This window comes from Agromyces ramosus, from assembly GCF_004216665.1.
Taxonomy (GTDB): Bacteria; Actinomycetota; Actinomycetes; order Actinomycetales; family Microbacteriaceae; genus Agromyces; species Agromyces ramosus.
In genome coordinates this window covers 278,035-298,724 of the sequence record NZ_SGWY01000002.1, presented here as the reverse complement: position 1 = coordinate 298,724, position 20,690 = coordinate 278,035, and the positions used below count along the sequence as shown (strand labels likewise).

Genomic DNA, 20,690 nt, shown 5'->3' with positions numbered 1-20,690 from the left:
TCAGGGGCGGAGCGATGCCGCCGGACTTCTTTGTCATGATTTCCTCATTCTAATGTCTGTTTCTGACATAAGCAAGCACGGCGGTCACTCCGCCGAGAGTTCTCGTGCGATCCGCCGCGCGCCCCGCACCGCGAGCGCGACGCTCGTGAGCGTCGGATTGCACGCCGTGGCGGTGGGGATGACGCCGTTGCCGGCGACGTACACGCCGTCGACCACCCAGAGCTCGCTGTCGGGGCCGCAGACGCTCTCGCCGTCGTCGGACTCGCCCATTCGAGTGGTGCCCTGGTAGTGGAGCGAGGCCCCGAGCGGCATGGTGAACGGCCGCGGGTCGAGCGGGTCGCCCACGGCCGCGCCGAGGCGGACGATCTCCTGCCGGGCGCGGTCGAGCACGTCGTGGTCGCGATCGGTGAGGCGGTAGTGGATCCGCATCGCGGGCATGCCGTAGGCATCGGTCGCGTCCTCGGCGAACTCGATGCGGTCGTCGGCCTGCAGGTCCTTCGCGCAGAAGAGGCCGATCCCCACGATGGACCCCGGCACGACGGGATCGTCGTCCGCGAGCGGCACCGGCGAGGCATCCAGCTGCATGACCTGGCCGTGGAACGGCAGCTCATCGGTGTACGGCACCCAGCTCACCCCGCTCTGCTCGCTCAGCGCGCCGGGCGCGGCCACCTGGTCCTCGGCACCGACGGGTGCGAGCCGCTCGGCGTCGCGGATGCGGACCGCGAAGACCACCTGCGCCTGGTCGTTGAGGTAGCGGCCGAGTGCAGTGGGCCGGATGCCGGACGCCCACAGCAGCTGGGGGGTTCGCAGCGCGTCGGCGGCGACCACGACGACCCGGGCGCGCACGGTGTGCGTCTCGCCCGAACGCCGGTCGCGCACCTCCACGCCCGCCGCGCGACCGCCGTCCACGAGCACGCGGGTGACGAGCGACTCGTCGAGGAGCTCGAAGTTCGCGTTCGCGCGCGTCGCCTCGCCGAGCACGATGTCGGAGCCCGACCAGACCAGGCGGCCATCCGGGCGGCGATGGACGGCCAGCGGCATCCGCTGCACTCGTGTCGCCGGATCGCGGTCGTCGTCCACGACGGCGGCGAGGCGTTCGCGCACCACTGCGCCGAACGGCGAGCCGTCGAACGCGTCGGTCGTGACACCGAGCAGGCGGTCGGCCTCGTCGAGCAGCTCGTCGAGGTCGGAGAGGAACGGGATGCGCTCGCTGCCGCCCGGCCGCGGGCAGGCCGCCGTCCAGTGCGCGGACATTCCGCCGACGTTCGTCGACATCGCCGCCACCGGAAGGCCGTCCTCGCCCGCGAAGGCGTACCCGTCGTCGAGGAGGAACGTGCCCGGGCGGGCCCGTCGCTCCCCGCTCTTCACCGCGCCGGGAGAGCTGACCGTGTCGGCGCCCGCCCCCGGGCCCTCCGACGCGCGCTGGGCCGCCGCGCGTCGCGCGGGATCCTCGATGTTCTTGACGTGCGCCCCCGGCGGGTTCGACACCGTCGGGCCCGCCTCGAACATCGCGATCGCCAGCCCTGGCGCCTGCTCGCTCAGGATGCGCGCGTAGGCCGCGCCGGTCGGGCCGCTGCCGACGATGACGACGTCGACGTCGACGGGATACCGCGACGTGCCGTCCGCCGATACGGCGTTCATGCTGCCGCCGCGAGCTGCCGGATCAGCTTCACCGAGTCGGCTGAGGCCGTCTGCGGGTAGTACTCGAGTCCGATCGGACCGTCGTAGCCGGCAGCGCGCAGGATGCCGAGGCGATCGGCCCAGTCGAGTGACCCCGTGCCCGGCTCGCCGCGACCAGGCGCGTCGGCGAGCTGCACGTACTTCACGAGATCGCCGGCGTTCGCGAGCTCGGCTGCCATGTCCTCGCCCTCGACGGCCGAGTGGTAGATGTCGTAGAGCACGCCGAAGAACGTCGAGTCGACCCCGCGCGCGACGTAGACCGCCTCGGAGGTGCGGTCGAGCAGGGCGCCGGGGTGATCCACGCGGATGTTCACCGGCTCGAGCACGAGCGTGATCCCCGAGCCGTCGATCTGGGAAATGGCCTTGCGATAGATCTCCACGAGCTCGTCGAGCTGCGTCTGGCGCTTGGAGCCGCCGAATCCGGTGCCGCTGCCGACGACGATGCGCGGGCAGCCGAGGTCGTGCGCGATCTCGACCCCCTCGTCGAGCTTGCGGTAGAACTCCGAGTGGTCCTTGGGCGGGATCATGAACTGGGTGCGCGGCTCGGAGAGCTGCGCCTCGAGGCGAGTGCCGGTCTCCTCGAGCGCGGCCTTCAGCGCGATGAGGTCCTTCGGCTTCGCGGGTGCGTCGACGCCCGTCGGGCCCCACATCTCGACGGAGGTGAAGCCCGCCGCCGCGGCGGCGCGCACGCGCTCGTGGTAGTCGCCGGCTTCGGTGAAGAGCAGTTCGATGTTGGGTGCGAGTGTGTACATGGTGGCTCCTGGTCGTCAGAACATCGGATGGTCGTGGACGGCATGCGCGGGGACCTGCTGCAGCACGTCCCAATGCTCGACGATCCGGCCGTCCTCGAATCGGTAGATGTCCGCGACCGCGGCGTCCGGAGCGCCGGGGCGGCAGGCTTTCACGTGCACCATGGCGAGGTCGCCGTCGACGAGGATCCGCTGCACCTCGAAGTGCGCGTCGGGCGAGCCGTCGAACTTCGGGGTGAGCATCTCGATCGCGGCGTCGGGGCCGTCACCGATGGTGGGATTGTGCTGGCGGTACTCGTGCGAGACGTGGCCGGCGAAGGCATCCGCCACGCGCTTCTGCGTGTAGAAGAGGTCGACGAAGCGCTCGAACGCGACCCGGTTGTCGGCGGCCACGATCGCGCCTCAGCCCTTCAGGCCGCCGGCGAAGCCCTGGATGAACCGCTTCTGCGCGAACATGTAGAAGAGCAGGATCGGCACCATCGAGATGATCACCACGGCGAAGATCTTGTTCCACGCCGAGACCAGGCCGCCGACGTAGGTGTACATCGCCACCGGCAGCGTCTGCGTCTCCGATCCGCCGAGGAAGATCAGCGAGTTGAAGAAGTCGTTCCAGACGATCAGCCCCGCGAGGATCGCGACGGTTCCGGTGGCCGGCGACATCAGCGGGAGCACTACTCGGAAGAACGCCTGCGTCGGGGACGCCCCGTCGATGACCGCGGCCTCCTCGTACTCCGTCGTGAGCCCACGGAAGAAGCTCGCGTAGAGGAAGACCGACAGCGGCAGCAGGATCCCGATCCAGAGCAGGATCATGCCGAGGGCGTTCCCGGTGAGCCCGACCGAGCGCGCGCCGATGTACAGCGGCACGGTGCCCAGCTGGGCGGGCAGGATGATCGCGATCAGCACCAGGTAGTAGGTGAGGTTGGTCCAGGCTCGCGTGCGCCGGGCGATCACGTAGGCCGCGACCGAGCCGAGCAGCACGAGGCCGAAGATCGCCCCCGCGGTGATGATGACGCTGTTGAGGATGCTCATCGGGATGCTGTTGCGTCCCGTGGTCGTGAGCACCTCGACGAACGCCCCGAAGTCGATCGTCGACGGCGGCGCCACGGCGCTGGTGGTCAGCACCTCCTCGTCGGGCTTGAGCGCCGTCACCACGAGGAGGTAGAACGGCAGCAGGCCGATGATGGTGACGATCCAGACGAGCACCTCGCGGACCGCGGTGGCCTTCGTGTAGCGGAACATGGGTCAGGCCTTTCCTGCGTCGCGATCGCGGGTGAGGTACTGCTGGAGGATGGCGAACGCGAGGATGATCACGGTGAGCACGAGCGCGAGCGCCGAGCCGAATCCGAACTGCCCCAGCGAGAACGCCTGCTTGTAGACCTGCGTCGCCAGCGTCTCGGTCGCGCCGGCCGGGCCGCCGCCCGTGAGGGCGAGGATCTGGTCGAAGATGCGCAGGCTCTGGATGATGCCGAGGGTGGTCGCGATCGCGATCGACGGCCGGATGGCCGGCACGATGACGTATCGGAACCGCTGCCAGACGCCGGCGCCGTCGAGCGCCGCGGCCTCCTCGACCTCGATCGGCACGCTGGCCAGTCCGGCGAGGTAGATGACCATGGTGAAGCCGGTCTGCTGCCAGACGACGGTGATCAGGATGGCCCAGATCGACCACGTCGGATCGGCGAGCCAGACCTTCTGCATCCCCTCGAGCCCGATCAGGCCCAGGAAGCCGTTGAGCGGCCCGTCGAACTGGAAGATGAACTTCCACACGTAGGCCACGGCGAGCGGACTGAGGACGACGGGCATGAACAGCAGCGTCCGCAGGATGTACCGCGACTTGAGCATGCGGTTGATCGCGAGCGCGAAGAGCAGGCCGACGACGTTCGTCAGGATGACCGAGGCGAAGGCGAGGAACAGCGTGTTCCCGACGGCCCCGAGCATCAGGGGATCCTGGAAGATGCGCTCGAAGTTGTCGAGGCCGATGAACGACCAGTCGCCGAGGCCGGTCCAGTCGGTGAAGGCGAAGAACCCGCCCGTAAGCGTCGCGACGTAGTGGACCGCGATGACCAGGACCACGGCCGGAAGGGCCCACCACCAGTGGCCGAAGCTGATGAGCGGCTTCTTGCCCCGCTTCCTCGGCGGCGGAGTGTTCCACGCCTCGGGCGGCACGGTGAGTGTGCGAGTGCTGCTCTCGTCGATCGTCACTGTCATCTGCTCTCTGACCTCGTCGTCACGCGCCCCGTGTGCAGTGGGCGCCCACTGGCAACTCTGGCACACTTGCGTCGGAAAGACACATTAGTGATCCCAATATCGCGTATAAGTGGTGGCACCATCCGTTCGCGACCGGCGACTGGAAGGATGACACCCTGTGAAGGAGCACCAGTCGTCACCACCCGAGCCCGGGCCCGAGGCCGAGGTCGATCCGCTCTGGCGCACCTTCGTCGATCCGCCGGATGCGGCTCGCCCCCGGGCGTGGTGGCACTGGATGGACGGCAACGTCGATCCCGAGGGCATCGTGCGCGACCTCCGGTGGCTGCACGACGTCGGCGTGCGCGGCGTGCAGGTCTTCGACGGCGGGATGGGCGGAACCCTCGTCGTGCCCGCGCCGGTGCGGCCGGGGTCCGAGGCGTGGGACGACGCCGTGGACACGGCGGTCCGCACCACCTCGGAGCTCGGCATGGAACTCGCCGTCGCGACCTCGTCGGGATGGAGCGCCGCCGGCGGGCCGTGGGTCGCGCCGGCGGACGCGATGAAGAAGGTGGTGTGGTCGGAGCTCGTCGTCAGGGGCGGGCGTACGGTGGCGGCCGCGTTGCCGCCGCTGCCCGCGGTGCCGGGCCTGTACCAGGACTCCCCGCGATGGGGTGCCCTGCCGGGCGGCGTGCGCCACGCCACGGACTGGCGCGTGCTGGCGTTCCCCGTCGACCGGTCGCACGAGGTGCTGACGTCCGCCCACGTGAACGCGTCAGCACCGATCGACGAGTGGACCTGCCTGACCGACGGATCGTTCGGCCGCATGGTCGCGCTGCCACGCGACCCCGACGGCTGGTCGACGGCCTGGATCGAGCAGGAGTTCGCCGATCCCGTGACGGTGAGCTCGGTCGTCGTCGGGCTGCCGGGCCCGGGCGGATTCGGCGCCGCGCCGCCGGCATCCGCGGTCCTGCAGGCGAGCGACGACGGCCTCGAGTACCGGGATGTCGCGGAACTCCCGCCGGATTCCATCCCGGCCCGCACCGCGACCTTCCCCGCCGTCACGGCGCGACGATTCCGGCTGGTGCTGTCGGGATCGAGCGCGGCCGACGCACTGCCGCCGCTCGCCGACGGCGTGCGGCGGCCGCCGGTGCTCCGAACGACCGACCGCTTCGACGTCTCGGAGTTCGCCCTGCGCGCAGGCGGGCGCGTCCATCACGCAGAGGCCAAGGCCGGCTTCGGCGTCGTCAGCGACTACTTCGCCGTGCCGACCGACGCGAGCGTCGACCTCGGGTCGATCGATCCCGCGACGGTCGTCGACCTCACCGACCGCGTGCGCGATGGCGTCCTGCACTGGGCGGCACCCCCGGGCGACTGGACCGTGCTCCGCCTCGGCGCATCCCTCACGGGGCAGACGAACGGCCCCGCTCCGGCCGACGTGACGGGCCTCGAGGTCGACAAGCTCGACGGTGAGCGCGTGCGGGCGTACCTCGACACGCATCTCCGCCGGTTCGGCGTCGGCGACGGCGAGCCGCGGGCGGGCACGCCCGGCTTCGCCGCGCTGCTCAGCGACAGCATCGAGGCCGGCCCCCAGAACTGGACGGAGGCCATCCTCGAGCATTTCGCACGTCGGCGCGGCTACGACGCACGGCCCTGGCTCCCCGCGATCAGCGGGTACCTGGTGGGCGGGCCCGAGGAGGCGGACCGGTTCCTGTACGACTACCGGCGCACGATCGCGGAGCTCCTCGCCGATGAGTACTACGGCACGCTCGCCGCTGAGGCGCACCGGCGCGGCATGACCTACTACGCCGAGGCGCTCGAGGACGGACGGCCGCAGCTCGGCGACGACCTCGCCATGCGTTCGCACGCCGACGTGCCGATGGGCGCGATGTGGACGTTCGATGCCCAGAGCGGCCCGCTTCCGACGTACGTCGCCGACCTGAAGGGCGCGTCGTCGGTCGCGCACGTGCACGGCAAGCCGTGGGTGGGCGCCGAGGCGTTCACCTCCTTCGACCGGCCCTGGGCGTCCACGCCGCGCGCGCTCAAGCACATCGCCGACCTGCAGCTGGCGCTCGGCGTGACCCGCTTCTGCATCCACACGTCGCCCCACCAGCCGATCGCAGCTCCCCCGCCCGGCATCGCCCTCGCGCCGTTCCTCGGGCAGGCGTTCACGGTCAACGAGACGTGGTCGGGGCTCGCGCGCCCATGGATCGACTACCTCGCACGCTGCTCGGCACTGCTCAGCATGGGCACGCCCGCGGTCGACGTCGCGGTGTTCGTGGGCGAGGAGGCCCCGGTGACGGGGCTCTTCGGGCACGCGTTCGACAACGCGGTTCCGGCGGGCTTCGACTTCGACTACGTGGGCCCGGATGCCGTGACCGACGTCCTGCGCGTCGAGGGCGGTGCCGTGGTCGCCGACGGCGCGACGTATCGGTTGCTGTACCTCGGCGGGTCGAGCGAGCGGATGACGCTCACGACCCTCCTGGCCATCGAACGGCTCCTCGATGATGGGGCGACGGTCGTCGGCACCCGCCCGGTGTACTCACCGTCCCTCGGCGACGACGGCCGTTCCTTCGACGACGCGTGCCACCGCGTCTGGGCCGAGCCGCGCCCGCGCGGACGCGTGATCCCGACGACCGACCTCGGCGCCGCCCTCGCCGACCTCGGGATGCGACCCGCACTCGAGGTCGACGGCGCGCCGGTGCGCCAGATCGCGCGCCTGATCGGCGGCCGGCGCGTGACGTTCCTCGCGAACCCGACCGGCGACCCGATCGAGCTCCGACTCCGCATCGCGGACGTCTCACGAGCGCTCGAGACACCGGCGCCGCTCGTGGCCTGGGATCCGGTCGAGGTCCGCAGCATCCCGCTCCGATTCGCCGCGGACTCCTCCGAGGGCGACCGGTACGCCCTCTCCCTCCCACCGTTCGGGTCCGTGTTCGTGCTGGCGTCCGCTCCGCCGATCGCACGACGCAGCGGGGAGCCGGTTCCACTCGAGGGGACCTGGGAGCTCACGGTGCCGGGAAGGCCGACGGTCGCCATGGCCCCGCACCCGGGCCTGTGGAGCGAGTTCGACGAATCGAGGGGCTTCTCGGGCATCGGGACCTACCGGCTCGAGCTCGACCTGACCGTGGACCAGCTCGGGGCCGACCAGCTCCTGCTGGACCTCGGCACCGTGTGCGACCTCGCCCGCGTCGCCGTCAACGGCACGGACTGCGGAATCGCCTGGACCTCCCCGTTCCGCGTCGACGTCACCGCGGCCGTGCATGCCGGCGTCAACGTCGTGGAGGTCGAGGTCGCCACTCCCTGGCGCAATCGGCTCATCGCCGAGGCGGCGGCGCCGAGCGGCGACATCCTCGCACCGATGACCGCCGTGTTCGAGCCGACCGCCGACCCGCTGCCCGCTGGGCTCTCGGGCCCCGTCGTGCTGCTCGCGGAGTCGACGCCGTAGCGCACGATCGCGGCCGGATCAGCGCGACTATTGCCGCACATAACCGATACTAATGTCAGAATCGTGCGAATGTGTGTCAGGCTGGATCTGCGGCCAGCGGCCGAGCCAGCGTCAGGGCTGGCGACAACGACGTCACGAAAGGTCCGAAATGTCACAGCACCCCGCATCCAAGCCGCTTCGGTGGTCGCTCCTCGCGGCTCCCGTCGCCGGAGTCATGGTCCTCGCCGGCTGTTCCGGTGGCGGCGGCGACGCCGACGGCACCGACGGCGCCACCGCCGACGGCTTCAGCCTCATGGTCGCCCAGGCGAACGACGCCGACGACTTCTACGCCCAGATGGCCGCCGCCTACACCGAGGAGACGGGCACCGAGATCGAGGTGATCCCGTACCCCTCCGACGCCTACAACACGCAGGTCACGACTCAGTTCCAGGCCGGCAACGCGGCTGACGTCGCGATCCTCTCCCCGGGAACGGGCCAGCCGATCTCGGTGATCACGCTCGCGGACGCGGGCTTCCTCGAGCCGCTCGACGACACGTCCGCCGGCCTCATCCCCGAGGGCACCGAGTCGCTGTACGAGGTCGACGGTGAGGTCTACGGGCAGCCGACCTCACTGTCGCCCGTCGGGTTCGTCTACAACCCCGCAGCCGCCGAAGAGGTCGGCGTCGACGAGTTCCCCGCGACGTTCGACGACCTGCTGAAGGCCTGCACCACGGCCAAGGACGGCGGTAAGAGCTTCACCGCGCTCGCCGGCTCCGTCTCGTTCAACACGGGGCTCCTCGCGCAGATCATCTCGGCGACCCGCGTGTACGAGGAGACGCCCGACTGGAACGAGCAGCGCGCGGCGGGTGACGTCACCTTCGCCGACAGCGGCTGGAGGCAGGCGCTCGAGGACATCGTGGCCATGAACGAGGGTGGCTGCTTCCAGGACGGCGCGGCCGGCGGCACGTTCGACTCGATCACCAACGGCATCGGCGGCGGCACGTCGCTGAGCGCGGCGGTCCCCGGGTCGGCGGCCACGTCGATCAACGCCGGCGCCGGACTGGAGACCAACATCCAGGCGTTCCCGCCCGCCGAAGGCCAGGGCGACTACATGCTGGCCTCGGCCAACTACGCCTGGGCCATCAACGCCGCGGCCGAGGACGGCGCGAAGGCCTCCGCCCAGGAGTTCCTCGACTGGGTGGCGGAGCCCGAGCAGGCGCAGCAGTACGCCGACCTCTCCGGAGCCGTTCCGATCACCGGCGTGAGCGCCGACACGCTGCTCCCGGTCTACCAGCCCGTGGCTGAGCTGCTCGAATCGGGGGCCTACACCGGCCTGCCCAACTCCACCTGGCCGAACCCCGCCGTGTACGACGCGCTCGGCGTCGGGGTGCAGGGCCTGCTCACCGGTCAGACCACGGTGGACTCGGTCCTCGAGGAGATGGACGCGGCCTGGGACCAGTGAGTCCCACCCGTTGATCGGTCGCCGCCCGGTGCCTCGCGCGCCGGGCGGCGGCCTGCGTCCGGGCGCACTGATCGTGCCCACTCTCCCGCCGATTCCCCGACCGCTCCACACGAAGGGCGCCACCCCGATGTCGCAGAGCCGACGCATCCGGATGCTCCTCGACGAGCTGTCGTGGGCCGAGAAGCTCGGCCAGCTGCAGATCGTGTTCCGGCCCGACCTCCACGATGCCGAGCAGCTCGTGCGCGACGGGATCGGCTCGGTCTTCTGGCCCCGATCGGCCGCGGCGACGAACGCACTGCAGCGCGTCGCGGTGGAGGAGACCCGGCTCGGCATCCCGGTGCTGGTCGGACTCGACGTCATCCACGGGCACCGCACGATCGCGCCCGTCCCGCTCGCGCAGGCGGCGAGCTTCGATCCGTCTGTCGTGCGGGATCTCGCCCGCCTCGCCGCCGCCGAGGCCCGATCGGCCGGGGTGACCTGGACGTTCTCGCCCATGGTCGACGTGTCCCGCGATCCGCGATGGGGTCGGGTGGTCGAGGGCTACGGCGAGGACGTGCACCTCACGGCGGAGATGGGGCGCGCGATGGTGCGCGGCTACCAGGGCGAGACGCTCGCGGCATCCGACGCCATCGCCGCCACCGCGAAGCACTTCGTCGCGTACGGGCAACCCGAGGGGGGACGCGACTACAACACGGTGGACGCGTCGGAGCACCGCCTGCGGAACGTGCACCTCGAGCCGTTCCGCGCGGTCGTCGACGAGGGCGCTGCCTCCGTCATGGCCGCCTTCAACACGGTCGGCGGGCGGCCGATGCACGCGAACCGACGGCTCCTGACCGACGTGCTGAAGTCGGAGTGGGGCTTCGGCGGGGTCATCGTGGGCGATGCCGACGGCGTCCGGAACCTGATCCCCCACGGCGTCGCCGGCGACCTCGCGGAGGCGGTCCGCGTCGCCTGCGTCGCGGGCCTCGACGTCGAGATGGGCGGGGCGCCGTCGGACGCCCAGGCCGCAGAGCTCGGACCCGATCGGCTCGACCCGGCCCGCGTCGACGACGCCGTGGCCCGGGTGCTCGCGCTCAAGGAGGCGCTCGGGCTCTTCGACGATCCCTTCGTACCCGAGGGCGACGAGCGGACCGAGCCGACCGAGGATGCGCGACGGCTGGTGCGCACCGCGGCCGCACGCTCGTCGGTGCTGCTCACGAACGACGGCACGCTGCCGCTCTCGAATCCCCCTCGCGTGCTCGTCACCGGCCCGTACGCGGAGTCCACCGACCACCTCGGCGCGTGGACGCAGTCGTTCGCCGCGGGCGCGCGCAGCATCGCCGACGAGCTCCGATCGCGGATGCCGCGCACCGACCTGCGCGTCATCCCCGCCGTCGGCTTCCTCGACGGCCACGACGGGATCCCGGACGCCGTGGCTGCGGCTCGCGACCGCGATGTCGTGCTCGTCTTCGCCGGCGAGCCGAGCACCCTGTCGGGCGAAGCCGCGTCGCGCAGCGACCTGCGGCTGCCCGGACGGCAGGAGGAGCTGATCCGGCAGGTCGCCGCCACCGGGGTCCCGGTCGTCGTGGTGCTCGAGAACGGGCGGCCCCTCGTCGTCGCGGACTGGATCGACGACGCGGCCGCCGTCGTCGAGGCGTGGCACGGGGGCACGGAAGCGGCCGCGGCGATCGTGGACGTGCTGCTCGGCGATGCCGAGCCGGCCGGGCGGCTGCCGATGTCGTTCCCGCGATCGGTGGGCCAGGTTCCGATCCACTACGCGCACGAGAGCACCGGTCGACCGGCGACCACCGGCGGCATGCTCACCGAGGCATCCGTCGACATCGGGCTGCACGGCCCCGACAACGTGCACGAGCAGTACACGTCGAAGTACCTCGACCTCGAGCTCGGGCCGCAGTTCGCGTTCGGCCACGGGTCGGGCTACGCCGCCTTCACGCACGGCACCCCGCGGGTCTCGCACGGCGAGATCCCGCTCGAGGCGCTTGAGCGCGGTGAAACCGTCGGGATCGACGTGGTGGTGACGAACACCTCCGACCGCTCGGGCGACGAGGTGGTCCAGGCCTACCTCGAGGACGTGGTGTCGAGCGTCGCCCCACCGGTGCGCCGGCTCGTCGCGTTCGAACGCCGCACCATCGAGCCGGAGGCGCCGTGACCGTCTCGTTCGAGCTCGGCGCCGACCAGCTCGGCTTCTGGGCGACGGATGCCGCAGATGCACGATTCATCGTCGAGCCCGGGCTCTTCCGACTGCACGTCGGCGGCACGCTCGAGCGCACGCAGGCCGTCGAGTTCCGCGTCCGCTGACGGGGACGCCCGACCGCATGACCGCATGACCGCGCCAGGAGTATCCTCGTGGTCGACGGCGGGTTCTCCGCGCCGGACCTCCTGATCGGCCGTCCACGCCGGCCGACGATGCGGGGGCAAAGGGGATGCGTGTCCCCGGGGAACGAGCGAGCAGTGCACCGTTCCCGTATCCGGCGGGCCTCGGTCGCGTGGAGTCCGGGTCCGACGCCGGTTGGAGGACACGATCATGACCGCTCGCAAGCACCTCAAGCAGCTCGTCCGCGAACGCATGCGCAAGACCGGAGAGCCCTATACCGTCGCGCGGCGCCACATCGCCGACGCGGACACGTCCTGGGAGTTCCGCGGCGGCCTCGACGGCGACTCCGCCGCATTCGCGAACGTCCTGGCGAACCTCGGCGTGGTTGCGCCGCATACCGGCGAGCCGCTCACCGAGGCCATGGTGCTCGGCGTCGGCGGCGGGCTCGGCGCCGGCTACATCCTGTGGGAGTTCGACACGCTCCCGTTCCGGTCGCGCGTGCTGACGCTCGGATTCCGGCGGCTGTGGCAGTACCCCGACCGGTGGGCGGTCGAGACCGCCGAGCGGCTCGGCCTGCACGCCGAGGTGCACGAGACCGGCGGGGCGAGGGCGGCCGCAGCGGCCCTCGACGCCCAGCTCGACCAGGGGTTGCCGGCGATCGTCTGGACGGACACGTACACGCTCGGGCACCGGGGCGAGCCGGAGTGGCGCGACGGCTACGGCGGCCCACCGCTGATCGTCTACGAGCGCGGCGGCGATTCCTACGCCATCGACGACCGCTCGTCGCAGCGGATCACGGTGCCGGCCGAGCGCCTCGCCGCCGCGCGGGCGCGAGTCGGCTCGTACAAGCACCGGCTGATCACGATCGACCCGGAGCGCGTCGACCTGGACCTGCGTCCGGCCGCCGAGGAGGGGCTGCGGCTGCAGGTCCAGCACCTGAGCGGGACGTCGGACTCGTTCTCGCTGCCGGCGTGGCGCAAGTGGGCCCGGATGACGACGGACGCGCGCAACCGGAAGGGCTGGCCGACGGTGTTCGCGGACGGCCTCGGCGTCGGCAGCCTGCGGGCGTCGATCTACGCCGAGGCGGCCCACGGCGCGCACCTGCGCGGGCTCTACGCCGACTTCCTCGACGAGGCGGCAGGGCTGCTCGAGCGCGACGCGCTGCGCGACGCCGCTGCCGCCTGGCGGGAGGCGGCGACGCGCTGGGAGCCGATCGTCGACACGGCGCTTCCGCCCGGGCACGAGCTGCGCGAGCTGATCGACGCCGGCGAGGCGGCACGCTGGGAACTCCAACGCCGCCGCGACGAGGCCGTCGAGGATCCACCCGCCGTCGGCGACCTGGTGATGGCGATGTACGACGCCGAGGCCGAGGCGCTCGCGCGGCTCCGGTCGGCCGTCGGGTGACCGACTCGGAGGTGATCGCCCCGCTCGTCTCGCGCCGTCAGCCGAGCGGCGTGTACCGGAAGTCCCGGAACCGCACGTCGCCGTCACCCGTCGCGTAGATCGCCGGGCGCAGGCTCAGGAGGTCGCCGGTCGTGTTCGCGTGGTAGCCCGATGTCTCGTACCGCACGCCGTGCCGGACCCACTCGGTGCCGGGCGCGCGATACCAGCCGGTCACGATGTGCTCATCGTTGCGGATCCGGAGCATCATCCGCCGGCTGGCCGGCGCGGGTTCGCGCCAGTGGGTCCTGAGCCCGCCCGAGTAGCTCAGCATCCGCTCGCCGTCGATGCCCATGCCGCAGAACAGGCGATGGTTGAAGAAGAGGAGGAGTCCGGCCTCGCTCGAACCGGGCCCGAGCTCGATGTCGACCTCGACCTCGTAGGTGTGGTCACCGGTCAGGACGCAGAGGGGCGAGGTGTCGACCGGGCCGGTCCCCCTGGCGCTCAGCACGAGGCCGTCGTCCGAGCGGAGTCGACCCACCTCGCCCGGCGATGGCGCGTGGAACGTCCATCGCTCCCCCAGGCGCGGAATCGAGAAGTCGTCGTGGAAGCCCTCCGGCGCGCGCTGCGGAGACGCATCCGCTGGCGCGGCGAGTGCGCCGCCGAGGTCGTCGGCCGCGGCGATCGGCCAACCGTCGTCGGTCCACTCGACGGGTTCGAGCAGGATCTGCCGCCCGAGCGTGCGGAAGCCGTGCTCGTAGCCGTGGGAGAGCATCCACCAGTCGTCCGACGGGCCACGGAGGATCGTCGCGTGGCCGCGCGACCACCACCGCTCCGCGGCATCCCGCGTTCGTACGACGGGATTCCGCGGGCTGTTCTCCCACGGGCCGAGCACGGATCTCGACCGGGCGACGATCACCATGTGCCCGGTGGGCGGCCCGGCGGTGCCGCCGACCGCGCTGACCAGGTAGAACCAATCGCCTCGCCGGAACAGCTTGGGGCCTTCGAGCGCGTAGGCCTCGGTCACCCAGTCGTCGGGGTACTGCCAGCCGTCGTAGACCTGCTCGAGGTCGCCGACCGTGGCCAGGCCCTCCTGGGTCAGCGCGATCCGCCGGACACCGCTCACGAAGAGGTAGCGGTTGCCGTCCTCGCCGACGACGTGACCCGGATCGATCGCCCCGCGGATGCCGAGGTCGATCGGCGCCGACCACGGCCCGTGCATGGACGGGGCGTGGATCACGAAGATCGAGGCATCCGTGAGCCGCGACCACGGCGTCGGGATGAACGGGATGTAGATGAAGAAGCGGCCGTCGTGCTCGGCGATGTCGACCGCGAACGTGTTGCCGACCGGCTCCGGCAGGGCCGAGCCCTCGAACGTCCAGTTCACCAGGTCGGTCGAACGGTACAGCGGCAGCCCGGGCGCCGACTCGAACGACGAGTAGGTGAGCCAGTACTCGTCGCCGACCCTGATGACGGCGGGGTCGGGGCGGTCGCCCGCCAGCACCGGGTTCATGAAGCGAACTGCGCCGTCAGTCATCGTGAACGGACGTCGCGCCCAGCCAGTCGGCGAGCGCCGCGATGGTCGGCGGCGCGGTGGGGTCGGAGGGCTCGTCGATGTGGCCGTGCCGCGCGCCCGGCTCCTGGTGCAGCACGACCTCCACACCGGCGGCGGCGAGCGTCGCGGCGAAGGCCTCGCCCGAGGGCCGCAGTTCGTCGAACTCGCAGGTGACGATGAGCGTAGGCGGGAAGCCGTGCCCGTCGCCGACGCCGGCGAAGACCTGCGGGTCGGCGAGCGCCGCGGTCGAGCCGGCGTAGTTCAGCGCCAGCTGCCCGTGCGGCGAGAGTGGATCGGGCTCGTTCGACGCGGCTGGACCGTTCGGGTGGAGCAGCGGGTACACGAGCACCAGGCCCGCGGGCAGCGGCTCGCCCGCGTCGCGCAGGCGGGTCACGACGCCGGACGTGAGGGTCGCGCCCGCGCTGGCGCCACCCAGCGCGAGCGACTCCGACGGCACCCCGACGAGCGTCGCCGCGGCATCCCGCACCTGGCGCCATGCGGCGAGCACGTCGTCGGACGGCACGGGGTGGTGCACCTCGCCGAGGCACTTCGCGTAGTCGACGGCGACCACCGGGATGCCCCGTGCCGCGAGCTCGCGCGAGACCCAGTTCGACTCGGGCATGTCGAGGTTGCCGCCGATGAACGCGCCGCCGTGCACCCACACGAGCGCAGGACCGGTCGCCGCCGCCGCGGCATCCCGGTACACCCGGATGGAAACGGGCCCGTGCGGTCCGGCGACAACCTCGTCGACGGTTGCGACGCCCGCGAGGTGCGGAAACCGCCGCACGAGCGACGCGGTGTCGACATCGGGTCGCGGGTCGGCCGGCTCGCCGTGCTCGGCCAGCCATCGGATGGCGTCGTGAACCGGCATCCGCCGGAAATCGGGTAGGCCCGCGACATCCGCTTCGAGGGCTTCGGACTCGCTCATCACGTTCCTCTCGTGTCGTTCCCGTGGCCTACTGCTGCGGGCTGCGGCCCTTGGCGCGTGCGGTCCGCTCGGCCTCGGCGAGGATCTCGCTGTTGAAGTACTCCTGCTGCAGGATCACCTTGCCGTCGCGCACGCGGATCACGTGGATGAACGACTGCGGGTAGGGCTCGCCGAGGAACGTGGCCTCGGGCACCATCCGGCTCGTCACGAAGAAGAGCTCGGGGTCCTCGGCCGCGTGGATCACGAGGTCGCGATGCACGCAGTCGGCGAACATGCCGGTGTTGGCGAGCGTGTTCGCGACGATCTCGTCCCTGCCCTCCCACCGCGTCTTCGGCAGCCCGGCCGGCGCGAACGGCAGCTCCTTCACCCCGTCGGGATGCCACAGGGCGAGGCGCTCCTCGGGCTTCGCGAGGTTCGATGCGAAGAACGCCTCGACCACTTCCCTGTTGGCGGCGCGCAGCTCGTCGGCGGATGCCTCAGCAGTCATGTCGATCCTCCTCGTCTCGTGGTGCCGGGCTCACGCCGGCTGCAGCGCGCGCATGCTGCGGCGGATCAGGTCGTGCTGGCGGCGCACGAGCACCAGCGGGTCGACCTCGCCGAGCTCGGCGAACGCGTGGCCCTCCCACTCGCTCGACCAGTAGCCTCGATAGCCGCCCTCGACGAAGACGCGCACGAGTTCGGGGTAGTCGATCGCCGGCTCCTGGCCGTGCTCGTCGATGTCGTAGAACTTCGCGTGCACGTGCAGGATCTGCGGCATGATGTCGGCCCACTCCCGCGGGTCGACGTGACCGTGCATGTTGAACGCGAGGTGGGCGAACGACCCGAGGCGGCCGGGGTCGAAGTCGCGACCGCGCAGGTAGGCGATGAACTCCTCCTGGCGCTGGCGCATCGGGGCGTCGGTGGCCCAGATGTCCTGCAGCGTCTGCACGGCGTCATCGTCGAGGCCCGCCCGGCGCACCGCGCGCAGCAGGGTCGGCGACATGCTGTGCATGGTGGCCGAGAAGTCGGCCACGAAGCCGAGCAGGGGCGAATCGAGCTCGGCGTACGCGTCGCGCACCTTCACGATCTCGGGCGCGTTCGGCCCCATCGGCGCGTGGATCTCGTAGGCGAGCTTCAGGTCCAGCTCCTCGGCGACCGGCAGGAGCCGGCGCAGCAGCTCGGGCTTCGCGCTCTGGATCCGCACGAGCGGGAAGCCGAGCTTCGCCGCCCCGCGGAACAGCGTCTCGCTGAACTCGAACTCCTCGTCGGGCGTCATGTCGCGATCGCGGCGGCGGCCCATGTCGAGGTTCGCGCCGAACGAGCTCGCGTCGAATCCGTGCCGGTCGAACGCCTCGCGCCAGGTGCGCACGAACTCGTCGGACACGACGGGATACGTCGGCAGCACCTGCGAGGCGACGATCTCGATGCCCGGCCCGATGCCGAGCTCGGCGACCCGGTCGAGGAGGCCGGAGAAGTCGTACCATCCCGCCCGGAACTCGGCGCTCGCCGAGTAGAGGGTCAGGCCGAGCTTGAACGGGTCGGCGTCGGTCGCGGGCGGCGGCGCCGCGACCTCCGTCACCAATGCCGGCGTCGCGGCATCCCGATCGGTCACCGTCAGCGTCAGCGACTGCGTCACGACGTTCGGCACATAGACGCCCGGCCCGCCGTCGGCACCCGGCGCGATCTGCATGTACGGCAGCCGCAGTTCGCCGAACAGCTCGACCTCGTGGGTCTCGCCGAGGGCGGCCGGCTGCGGCCGGGCGACGATGAGCAGCGGGTGCGCCTGCAGGTACCAGAGCACGTCGTGCTGCTGGGGCAGCTCGTCGAGCGTGAAGCGCACGCCGTCGAGCTCGAAGGCGAGGTCCTCGGCATCCACCGGCTGGCCGTCCACGGTGAGGCGCAGCGTCGTCACCGACGACAGCCAGAGGCTGCGGTACCAGGGCAGGGTGAGCGCGAGCGCCAGCCCCTCGGGGTGGGCCCGAAGGCTGGAGTCGTCGATGAGTCCGTTCGGCATGGTTCGTGTCCTGTCTGCGATGGGTCGAGGTCGGATGCCGCGGCTCAGTCGAGCCCGTCGGCGATCCGTCGGATCAGGGAGTGCTGCCGTCGCACCTGCTCGATCGAGCGCCAGGGGATCCGCTCCCCCTCGTACTCGCTGGAGAGGTAGCCCGTGTAGCCGGCGTGCTTCAGCGCCCGGAGAACGGGCTCCCAGGGGATCTGCTGGTCCTCGAGCCGATCGTCGATGTCGTGGAACTTCGCCTGGATGAAGACCACGTACTTCGCGATGTCGGCGATGTCGGCGGGGTCGACGGCGATGCCGTCGAGGAACGCGGGGCGCTGGCCGGGCAGCTCGCCCGGGCGCAACGGGATCGGGCGGTCCTGGAAGATCCCGGTGTCGAGCAGGAGCCCGAAGTGCTTCGTTCCGGTGCGCTCGATGAGGTGGATGTAGTCATCGACCACCTCGTGCTTGATCGGGGTGGGCGAGTGGATCTCGGGGCAGATCACGACGTCGAGCTCGGCCGCGAGGTCGAGCGACCGCTCGACGGACTCCGTCCAGATCGGGTCGGGTACCAGGTCGCTCGACACCACGCCGATCTTCGGGCGCACGAACCGGAATCCGAGCCGCTTCGCGAGCCTCAGGTCGCGCTGCAGCATCCCTGCACCCTCGACGGCGGTGAGCGCTCGGGCATTCGGTCCGCTGGAGTGCAGGCGGGTGTCGATCCACGAGCCGTAGTTCGTCGGTTCGAGCCCGTACCGCTCCAGCAGTGCGAACCAGCGGTCGATCCACTCCGTGGTGGGCTCGGGGTAGCCGGCGATATGCCCCTCGCCCAGGATCTCGACGCCCGTGGCGCCGACGTCGGCGACCGCGGCGAGCGCGGTCTCGAGGTCGAGCACGGTGCCGTAGTCGGTCATGAAGCTGTAGAGCGAGACGCCGTATTGGAACGGCCCGCCGTCGCCCTCGGGCGAGAGCGTGATGTGCCGGGTCTCCCGGTAGGTGCTCGGCTGGTGCTCCTCGGGGATGTACGACATCCGCAGGCGCAGCTCCATGGAGACCTCGTGCACGCCGTCGGGCAGTCCGCCGTCGAGCGGCACCGTCACGATCGCGGCCTCCTCGAGGGGCCAGCGGACCCCGTCGACGTCCCAGAGCTCGGCCAGGGTGTAGGTGCGGCCGCCGAAGGTCCACCGCGGCACGTCGGCGCCGACATCGACGAGGTCGTCGACGCGGACGGCGATCCCGTCGATGAGGGAGGCCGCCATCCCCCGGTACGACGGCATCCGCACCCGGAACTGGAACCCGGTCACGCGGTCGCCCTCGCGGACGTTGCGGAATCCGACGGACTGGATCAGGTCTCGCTCGAGAAGCATCGGTGCTTCCTCTCTACTCGTCTACTCGGAACGGTGTCGGCTCGGAACCGTGGTCGTCGGTTCGCGATCACGCGACCGCGGATGCCTCGGCGCCGGCGCCCAGGCGCTCGACGGCCTTGCGCGCCCCGCGCACGGCGATCGCGACGCTCATCAGGGTGGGGTTCATCGCGGTGGCGGTGGGGATGAGGGCGTTGCCGCCGACCACGAGGTTCTCGTAGCCCCAGACGCGCGACCACGGATCGGCGACCGAGGTGCCGTCGTCGGCGTCCCCCATGCGGAGCGTGCCCTGGTAGTGCAGGCTCGAGCCGTTCGGCATGAGCCGCGGCTCGGCGACGAACACGCCGAGCGCGTTCCCGGCTCGGCGCAGCCGCTCGGTGGCGGCCTGGATCTCCGCGAGCTCCGCCTCGGTGAGCTCGTAGGTGATCGTCATGTTCGGGAAGCCGCGGTAGTCGGGCTCGGCGTCGTCGAACGTCACCGCGTCCTCGAAGCGCGGGAACTTGCGCATGCCGTAGCCCATGTTCACGTAGCCCCACCGGTTGTCGGAGTACGGGGCGCCGGGCTCCATCGGGAAGGGCGTCGTCTCGGAGTACATCACCTGCAGCGAGAACGGGTGGTCGGGCTCCGAGAACGGGATGCGGTTCACGGCGGCCACCGGGTCCGCCGCGGTGGTCGCACGGCGGGCGAGCTCCTCGTCGAGCTGCTCCTCGGTCGCGAAACGGCTGATCTTCTCAGCGTCGAGCGCCACCGTGGAGATCACCACCGGGTGTTCGGTGAGGTAGTGGCCGAGCGCGCGCGGTCGGATGCCCGACGCCCACAGCAGCTGCGGCGAGCGGAACGCGTCGGCGGCCACCACCACGAGGTCGGCGGGCACGAACGACGTCTCGTGCGTGCGCAGGTCCTCGACCGTGACGCCGGTGACGACGTCGCCGTCGTGCTCGACACGGCGCACGAGGGTGAGGTCGCGCAGTTCGAAGCGCTCGGCGAGGGGGTTGCCGGGCTCGATGAGCGGTCCCAGCACGACATCGGCCCCAGCCCAGCGCATCGTGCCGTCGGGCTGCGGATCACCCGCGACCGGGAGGGTGCTCGGGCCGTAGCCGTCGGGCAGCTCACCGGCGAACTCCTCCTCGAGCAGCGAGCGGATGCCGCCGCCGACGGCGGAGTCCGCGAACGCCGCGCTCTGCGCGTGCAGCAGTCCCTCGGCGGTCTCGATGAGCTCCTCCCACTCGTCGTCGGCGATGAACGCCACCTTCTCGCTGAACGCGGGACGTGGGATCGCGCACGTCCAGTGCGCACCCTGTCCGCCGACGTTCGTCGCGCCGGCCGCGGCGGGGAACGTCGGCGCGTGCGCCGAGCCCTCGCCGCCGAAGTCGAGGAGGTGCGTGCCCTGTCGAGCGGTGAACATCCCCTCGACGACGGTGGCCGACGGGATGCCGAGCGACGCCCGGAACTCCCCCGCCTGCGGACCCTGCGACAGCTCCCTGGCCCGCGCCTTCTCGACGGGGTCGGCGATGTTGCGCACGCTCTCGCCGGGCCGCCCGGTCAGCTGCGGCCCTGCCTCGAACATGACGACACGGGCATCCGGGATGCCCTCGAGCAGGAGCCGGGCGTATGCGGAGCCGATGGGTCCGCTGCCGACGACGGCGATCGTGGGGTGGTGCGACATGGGGTTCTC

The 20,690-nt window shown here is 71.3% G+C and carries 16 protein-coding genes; 5 read left to right on the top strand and 11 right to left on the bottom strand.

What is annotated here, in order from left to right:
- Positions 1-84: 84 nt before the first annotated feature.
- From EV187_RS07935 to EV187_RS07915, 5 genes are read right to left on the bottom strand one after another with little or no spacing between them, the layout of a single operon-like run.
- Positions 85-1,641 carry a GMC oxidoreductase gene (locus tag EV187_RS07935; RefSeq protein WP_130352539.1) on the bottom strand — a complete coding sequence of 519 codons (1,557 nt, stop codon included), beginning with the start codon at positions 1,639-1,641 and terminating at the stop codon, positions 85-87.
- Positions 1,638-2,432 (bottom strand): TIM barrel protein, encoded by a 795-nt coding sequence (locus tag EV187_RS07930; protein WP_130352538.1) that lies wholly within the window; start codon positions 2,430-2,432, stop codon positions 1,638-1,640. Before EV187_RS07930 ends, EV187_RS07935 begins: the two co-directional genes overlap by 4 nt.
- A gap of 15 nt (positions 2,433-2,447) precedes the next feature.
- Complete coding sequence (locus EV187_RS07925; RefSeq protein ID WP_165391140.1) at positions 2,448-2,822, bottom strand: nuclear transport factor 2 family protein; 375 nt, start codon at positions 2,820-2,822, stop codon at positions 2,448-2,450.
- A gap of 9 nt (positions 2,823-2,831) precedes the next feature.
- Positions 2,832-3,668, bottom strand: a complete 837-nt coding sequence (locus tag EV187_RS07920) for a carbohydrate ABC transporter permease (protein ID WP_130352536.1) — start codon at positions 3,666-3,668, stop codon at positions 2,832-2,834.
- A 3-nt stretch (positions 3,669-3,671) separates the two neighbouring features.
- Positions 3,672-4,634, bottom strand: coding sequence for a carbohydrate ABC transporter permease (locus tag EV187_RS07915; protein ID WP_130352535.1), 963 nt, complete (start codon positions 4,632-4,634; stop codon positions 3,672-3,674).
- Positions 4,635-4,791: 157 nt separating this feature from the next.
- On the opposite strand from EV187_RS07915, the gene EV187_RS07910 reads away from it, so the two are divergent.
- The 5 genes from EV187_RS07910 to EV187_RS07895 all read left to right on the top strand — a co-directional run bounded on the left by EV187_RS07910 (position 4,792) and on the right by EV187_RS07895 (position 13,217).
- On the top strand, positions 4,792-8,058 hold the full coding sequence (locus EV187_RS07910) for a glycosyl hydrolase (protein WP_242609498.1): 3,267 nt from the start codon (positions 4,792-4,794) through the stop codon (positions 8,056-8,058).
- A 148-nt stretch (positions 8,059-8,206) separates the two neighbouring features.
- The gene (locus EV187_RS07905) at positions 8,207-9,499 is read left to right on the top strand and encodes an ABC transporter substrate-binding protein (protein ID WP_130352534.1); all 1,293 of its coding nucleotides are present in this window, start codon (positions 8,207-8,209) and stop codon (positions 9,497-9,499) included.
- 127 nt (positions 9,500-9,626) lie between these two features.
- Positions 9,627-11,648 (top strand): glycoside hydrolase family 3 N-terminal domain-containing protein, encoded by a 2,022-nt coding sequence (locus tag EV187_RS07900; RefSeq protein WP_242609497.1) that lies wholly within the window; start codon positions 9,627-9,629, stop codon positions 11,646-11,648.
- A complete protein-coding gene (locus EV187_RS18700; RefSeq protein ID WP_242609496.1) occupies positions 11,645-11,797 on the top strand; it encodes a hypothetical protein in 153 nt (50 codons plus the stop codon). Before EV187_RS07900 ends, EV187_RS18700 begins: the two co-directional genes overlap by 4 nt.
- A 226-nt stretch (positions 11,798-12,023) precedes the next feature.
- Complete coding sequence (locus EV187_RS07895; protein WP_130352533.1) at positions 12,024-13,217, top strand: BtrH N-terminal domain-containing protein; 1,194 nt, start codon at positions 12,024-12,026, stop codon at positions 13,215-13,217.
- A gap of 37 nt (positions 13,218-13,254) precedes the next feature.
- Here the strand turns inward: EV187_RS07895 and EV187_RS07890 are convergent, their stop codons facing one another.
- From EV187_RS07890 to EV187_RS07865, 6 genes are all read right to left on the bottom strand, one after another.
- Entirely contained in the window at positions 13,255-14,730 is a 1,476-nt protein-coding gene (locus tag EV187_RS07890; protein ID WP_130352532.1) for a family 43 glycosylhydrolase, read from the bottom strand.
- Positions 14,723-15,676, bottom strand: a complete 954-nt coding sequence (locus EV187_RS07885; RefSeq protein ID WP_130352531.1) for an alpha/beta hydrolase — start codon at positions 15,674-15,676, stop codon at positions 14,723-14,725. The genes EV187_RS07890 and EV187_RS07885 overlap by 8 nt, the downstream gene beginning before the upstream one ends.
- 28 nt (positions 15,677-15,704) lie before the next feature.
- Positions 15,705-16,163, bottom strand: a complete 459-nt coding sequence (locus EV187_RS07880; protein ID WP_130352530.1) for a nuclear transport factor 2 family protein — start codon at positions 16,161-16,163, stop codon at positions 15,705-15,707.
- A gap of 30 nt (positions 16,164-16,193) precedes the next feature.
- Positions 16,194-17,669 carry a C-glycoside deglycosidase beta subunit domain-containing protein gene (locus tag EV187_RS07875; protein ID WP_130352529.1) on the bottom strand — a complete coding sequence of 492 codons (1,476 nt, stop codon included), beginning with the start codon at positions 17,667-17,669 and terminating at the stop codon, positions 16,194-16,196.
- A 44-nt stretch (positions 17,670-17,713) separates the two neighbouring features.
- Positions 17,714-19,018: a C-glycoside deglycosidase beta subunit domain-containing protein gene (locus EV187_RS07870; protein WP_130352528.1), complete on the bottom strand. Its 1,305-nt coding sequence runs from the start codon at positions 19,016-19,018 to the stop codon at positions 17,714-17,716.
- 67 nt (positions 19,019-19,085) lie between these two features.
- On the bottom strand, positions 19,086-20,681 hold the full coding sequence (locus EV187_RS07865; RefSeq protein WP_130352527.1) for a GMC oxidoreductase: 1,596 nt from the start codon (positions 20,679-20,681) through the stop codon (positions 19,086-19,088).
- Positions 20,682-20,690: the final 9 nt, after the last annotated feature.

Bases quoted from the DNA above. Each gene is read 5' to 3' on its own strand.
- EV187_RS07915 (WP_130352535.1), bottom strand. From the start codon at position 4,634: ATGACAGTGACGATCGACGAGAGCAGCACTCGCACACTCACCGTGCCG.
- EV187_RS07890 (WP_130352532.1), bottom strand. From the start codon at position 14,730: ATGACTGACGGCGCAGTTCGCTTCATGAACCCGGTGCTGGCGGGCGAC.
- EV187_RS07870 (WP_130352528.1), bottom strand. From the start codon at position 19,018: ATGCTTCTCGAGCGAGACCTGATCCAGTCCGTCGGATTCCGCAACGTC.
- EV187_RS07880 (WP_130352530.1), bottom strand. From the start codon at position 16,163: ATGACTGCTGAGGCATCCGCCGACGAGCTGCGCGCCGCCAACAGGGAA.
- EV187_RS07905 (WP_130352534.1), top strand. From the start codon at position 8,207: ATGTCACAGCACCCCGCATCCAAGCCGCTTCGGTGGTCGCTCCTCGCG.
- EV187_RS07865 (WP_130352527.1), bottom strand. From the start codon at position 20,681: ATGTCGCACCACCCCACGATCGCCGTCGTCGGCAGCGGACCCATCGGC.
- EV187_RS07885 (WP_130352531.1), bottom strand. From the start codon at position 15,676: ATGAGCGAGTCCGAAGCCCTCGAAGCGGATGTCGCGGGCCTACCCGAT.
- EV187_RS07930 (WP_130352538.1), bottom strand. From the start codon at position 2,432: ATGTACACACTCGCACCCAACATCGAACTGCTCTTCACCGAAGCCGGC.
- EV187_RS07900 (WP_242609497.1), top strand. From the start codon at position 9,627: ATGTCGCAGAGCCGACGCATCCGGATGCTCCTCGACGAGCTGTCGTGG.
- EV187_RS07935 (WP_130352539.1), bottom strand. From the start codon at position 1,641: ATGAACGCCGTATCGGCGGACGGCACGTCGCGGTATCCCGTCGACGTC.
- EV187_RS07920 (WP_130352536.1), bottom strand. From the start codon at position 3,668: ATGTTCCGCTACACGAAGGCCACCGCGGTCCGCGAGGTGCTCGTCTGG.
- EV187_RS07895 (WP_130352533.1), top strand. From the start codon at position 12,024: ATGACCGCTCGCAAGCACCTCAAGCAGCTCGTCCGCGAACGCATGCGC.
- EV187_RS07875 (WP_130352529.1), bottom strand. From the start codon at position 17,669: ATGCCGAACGGACTCATCGACGACTCCAGCCTTCGGGCCCACCCCGAG.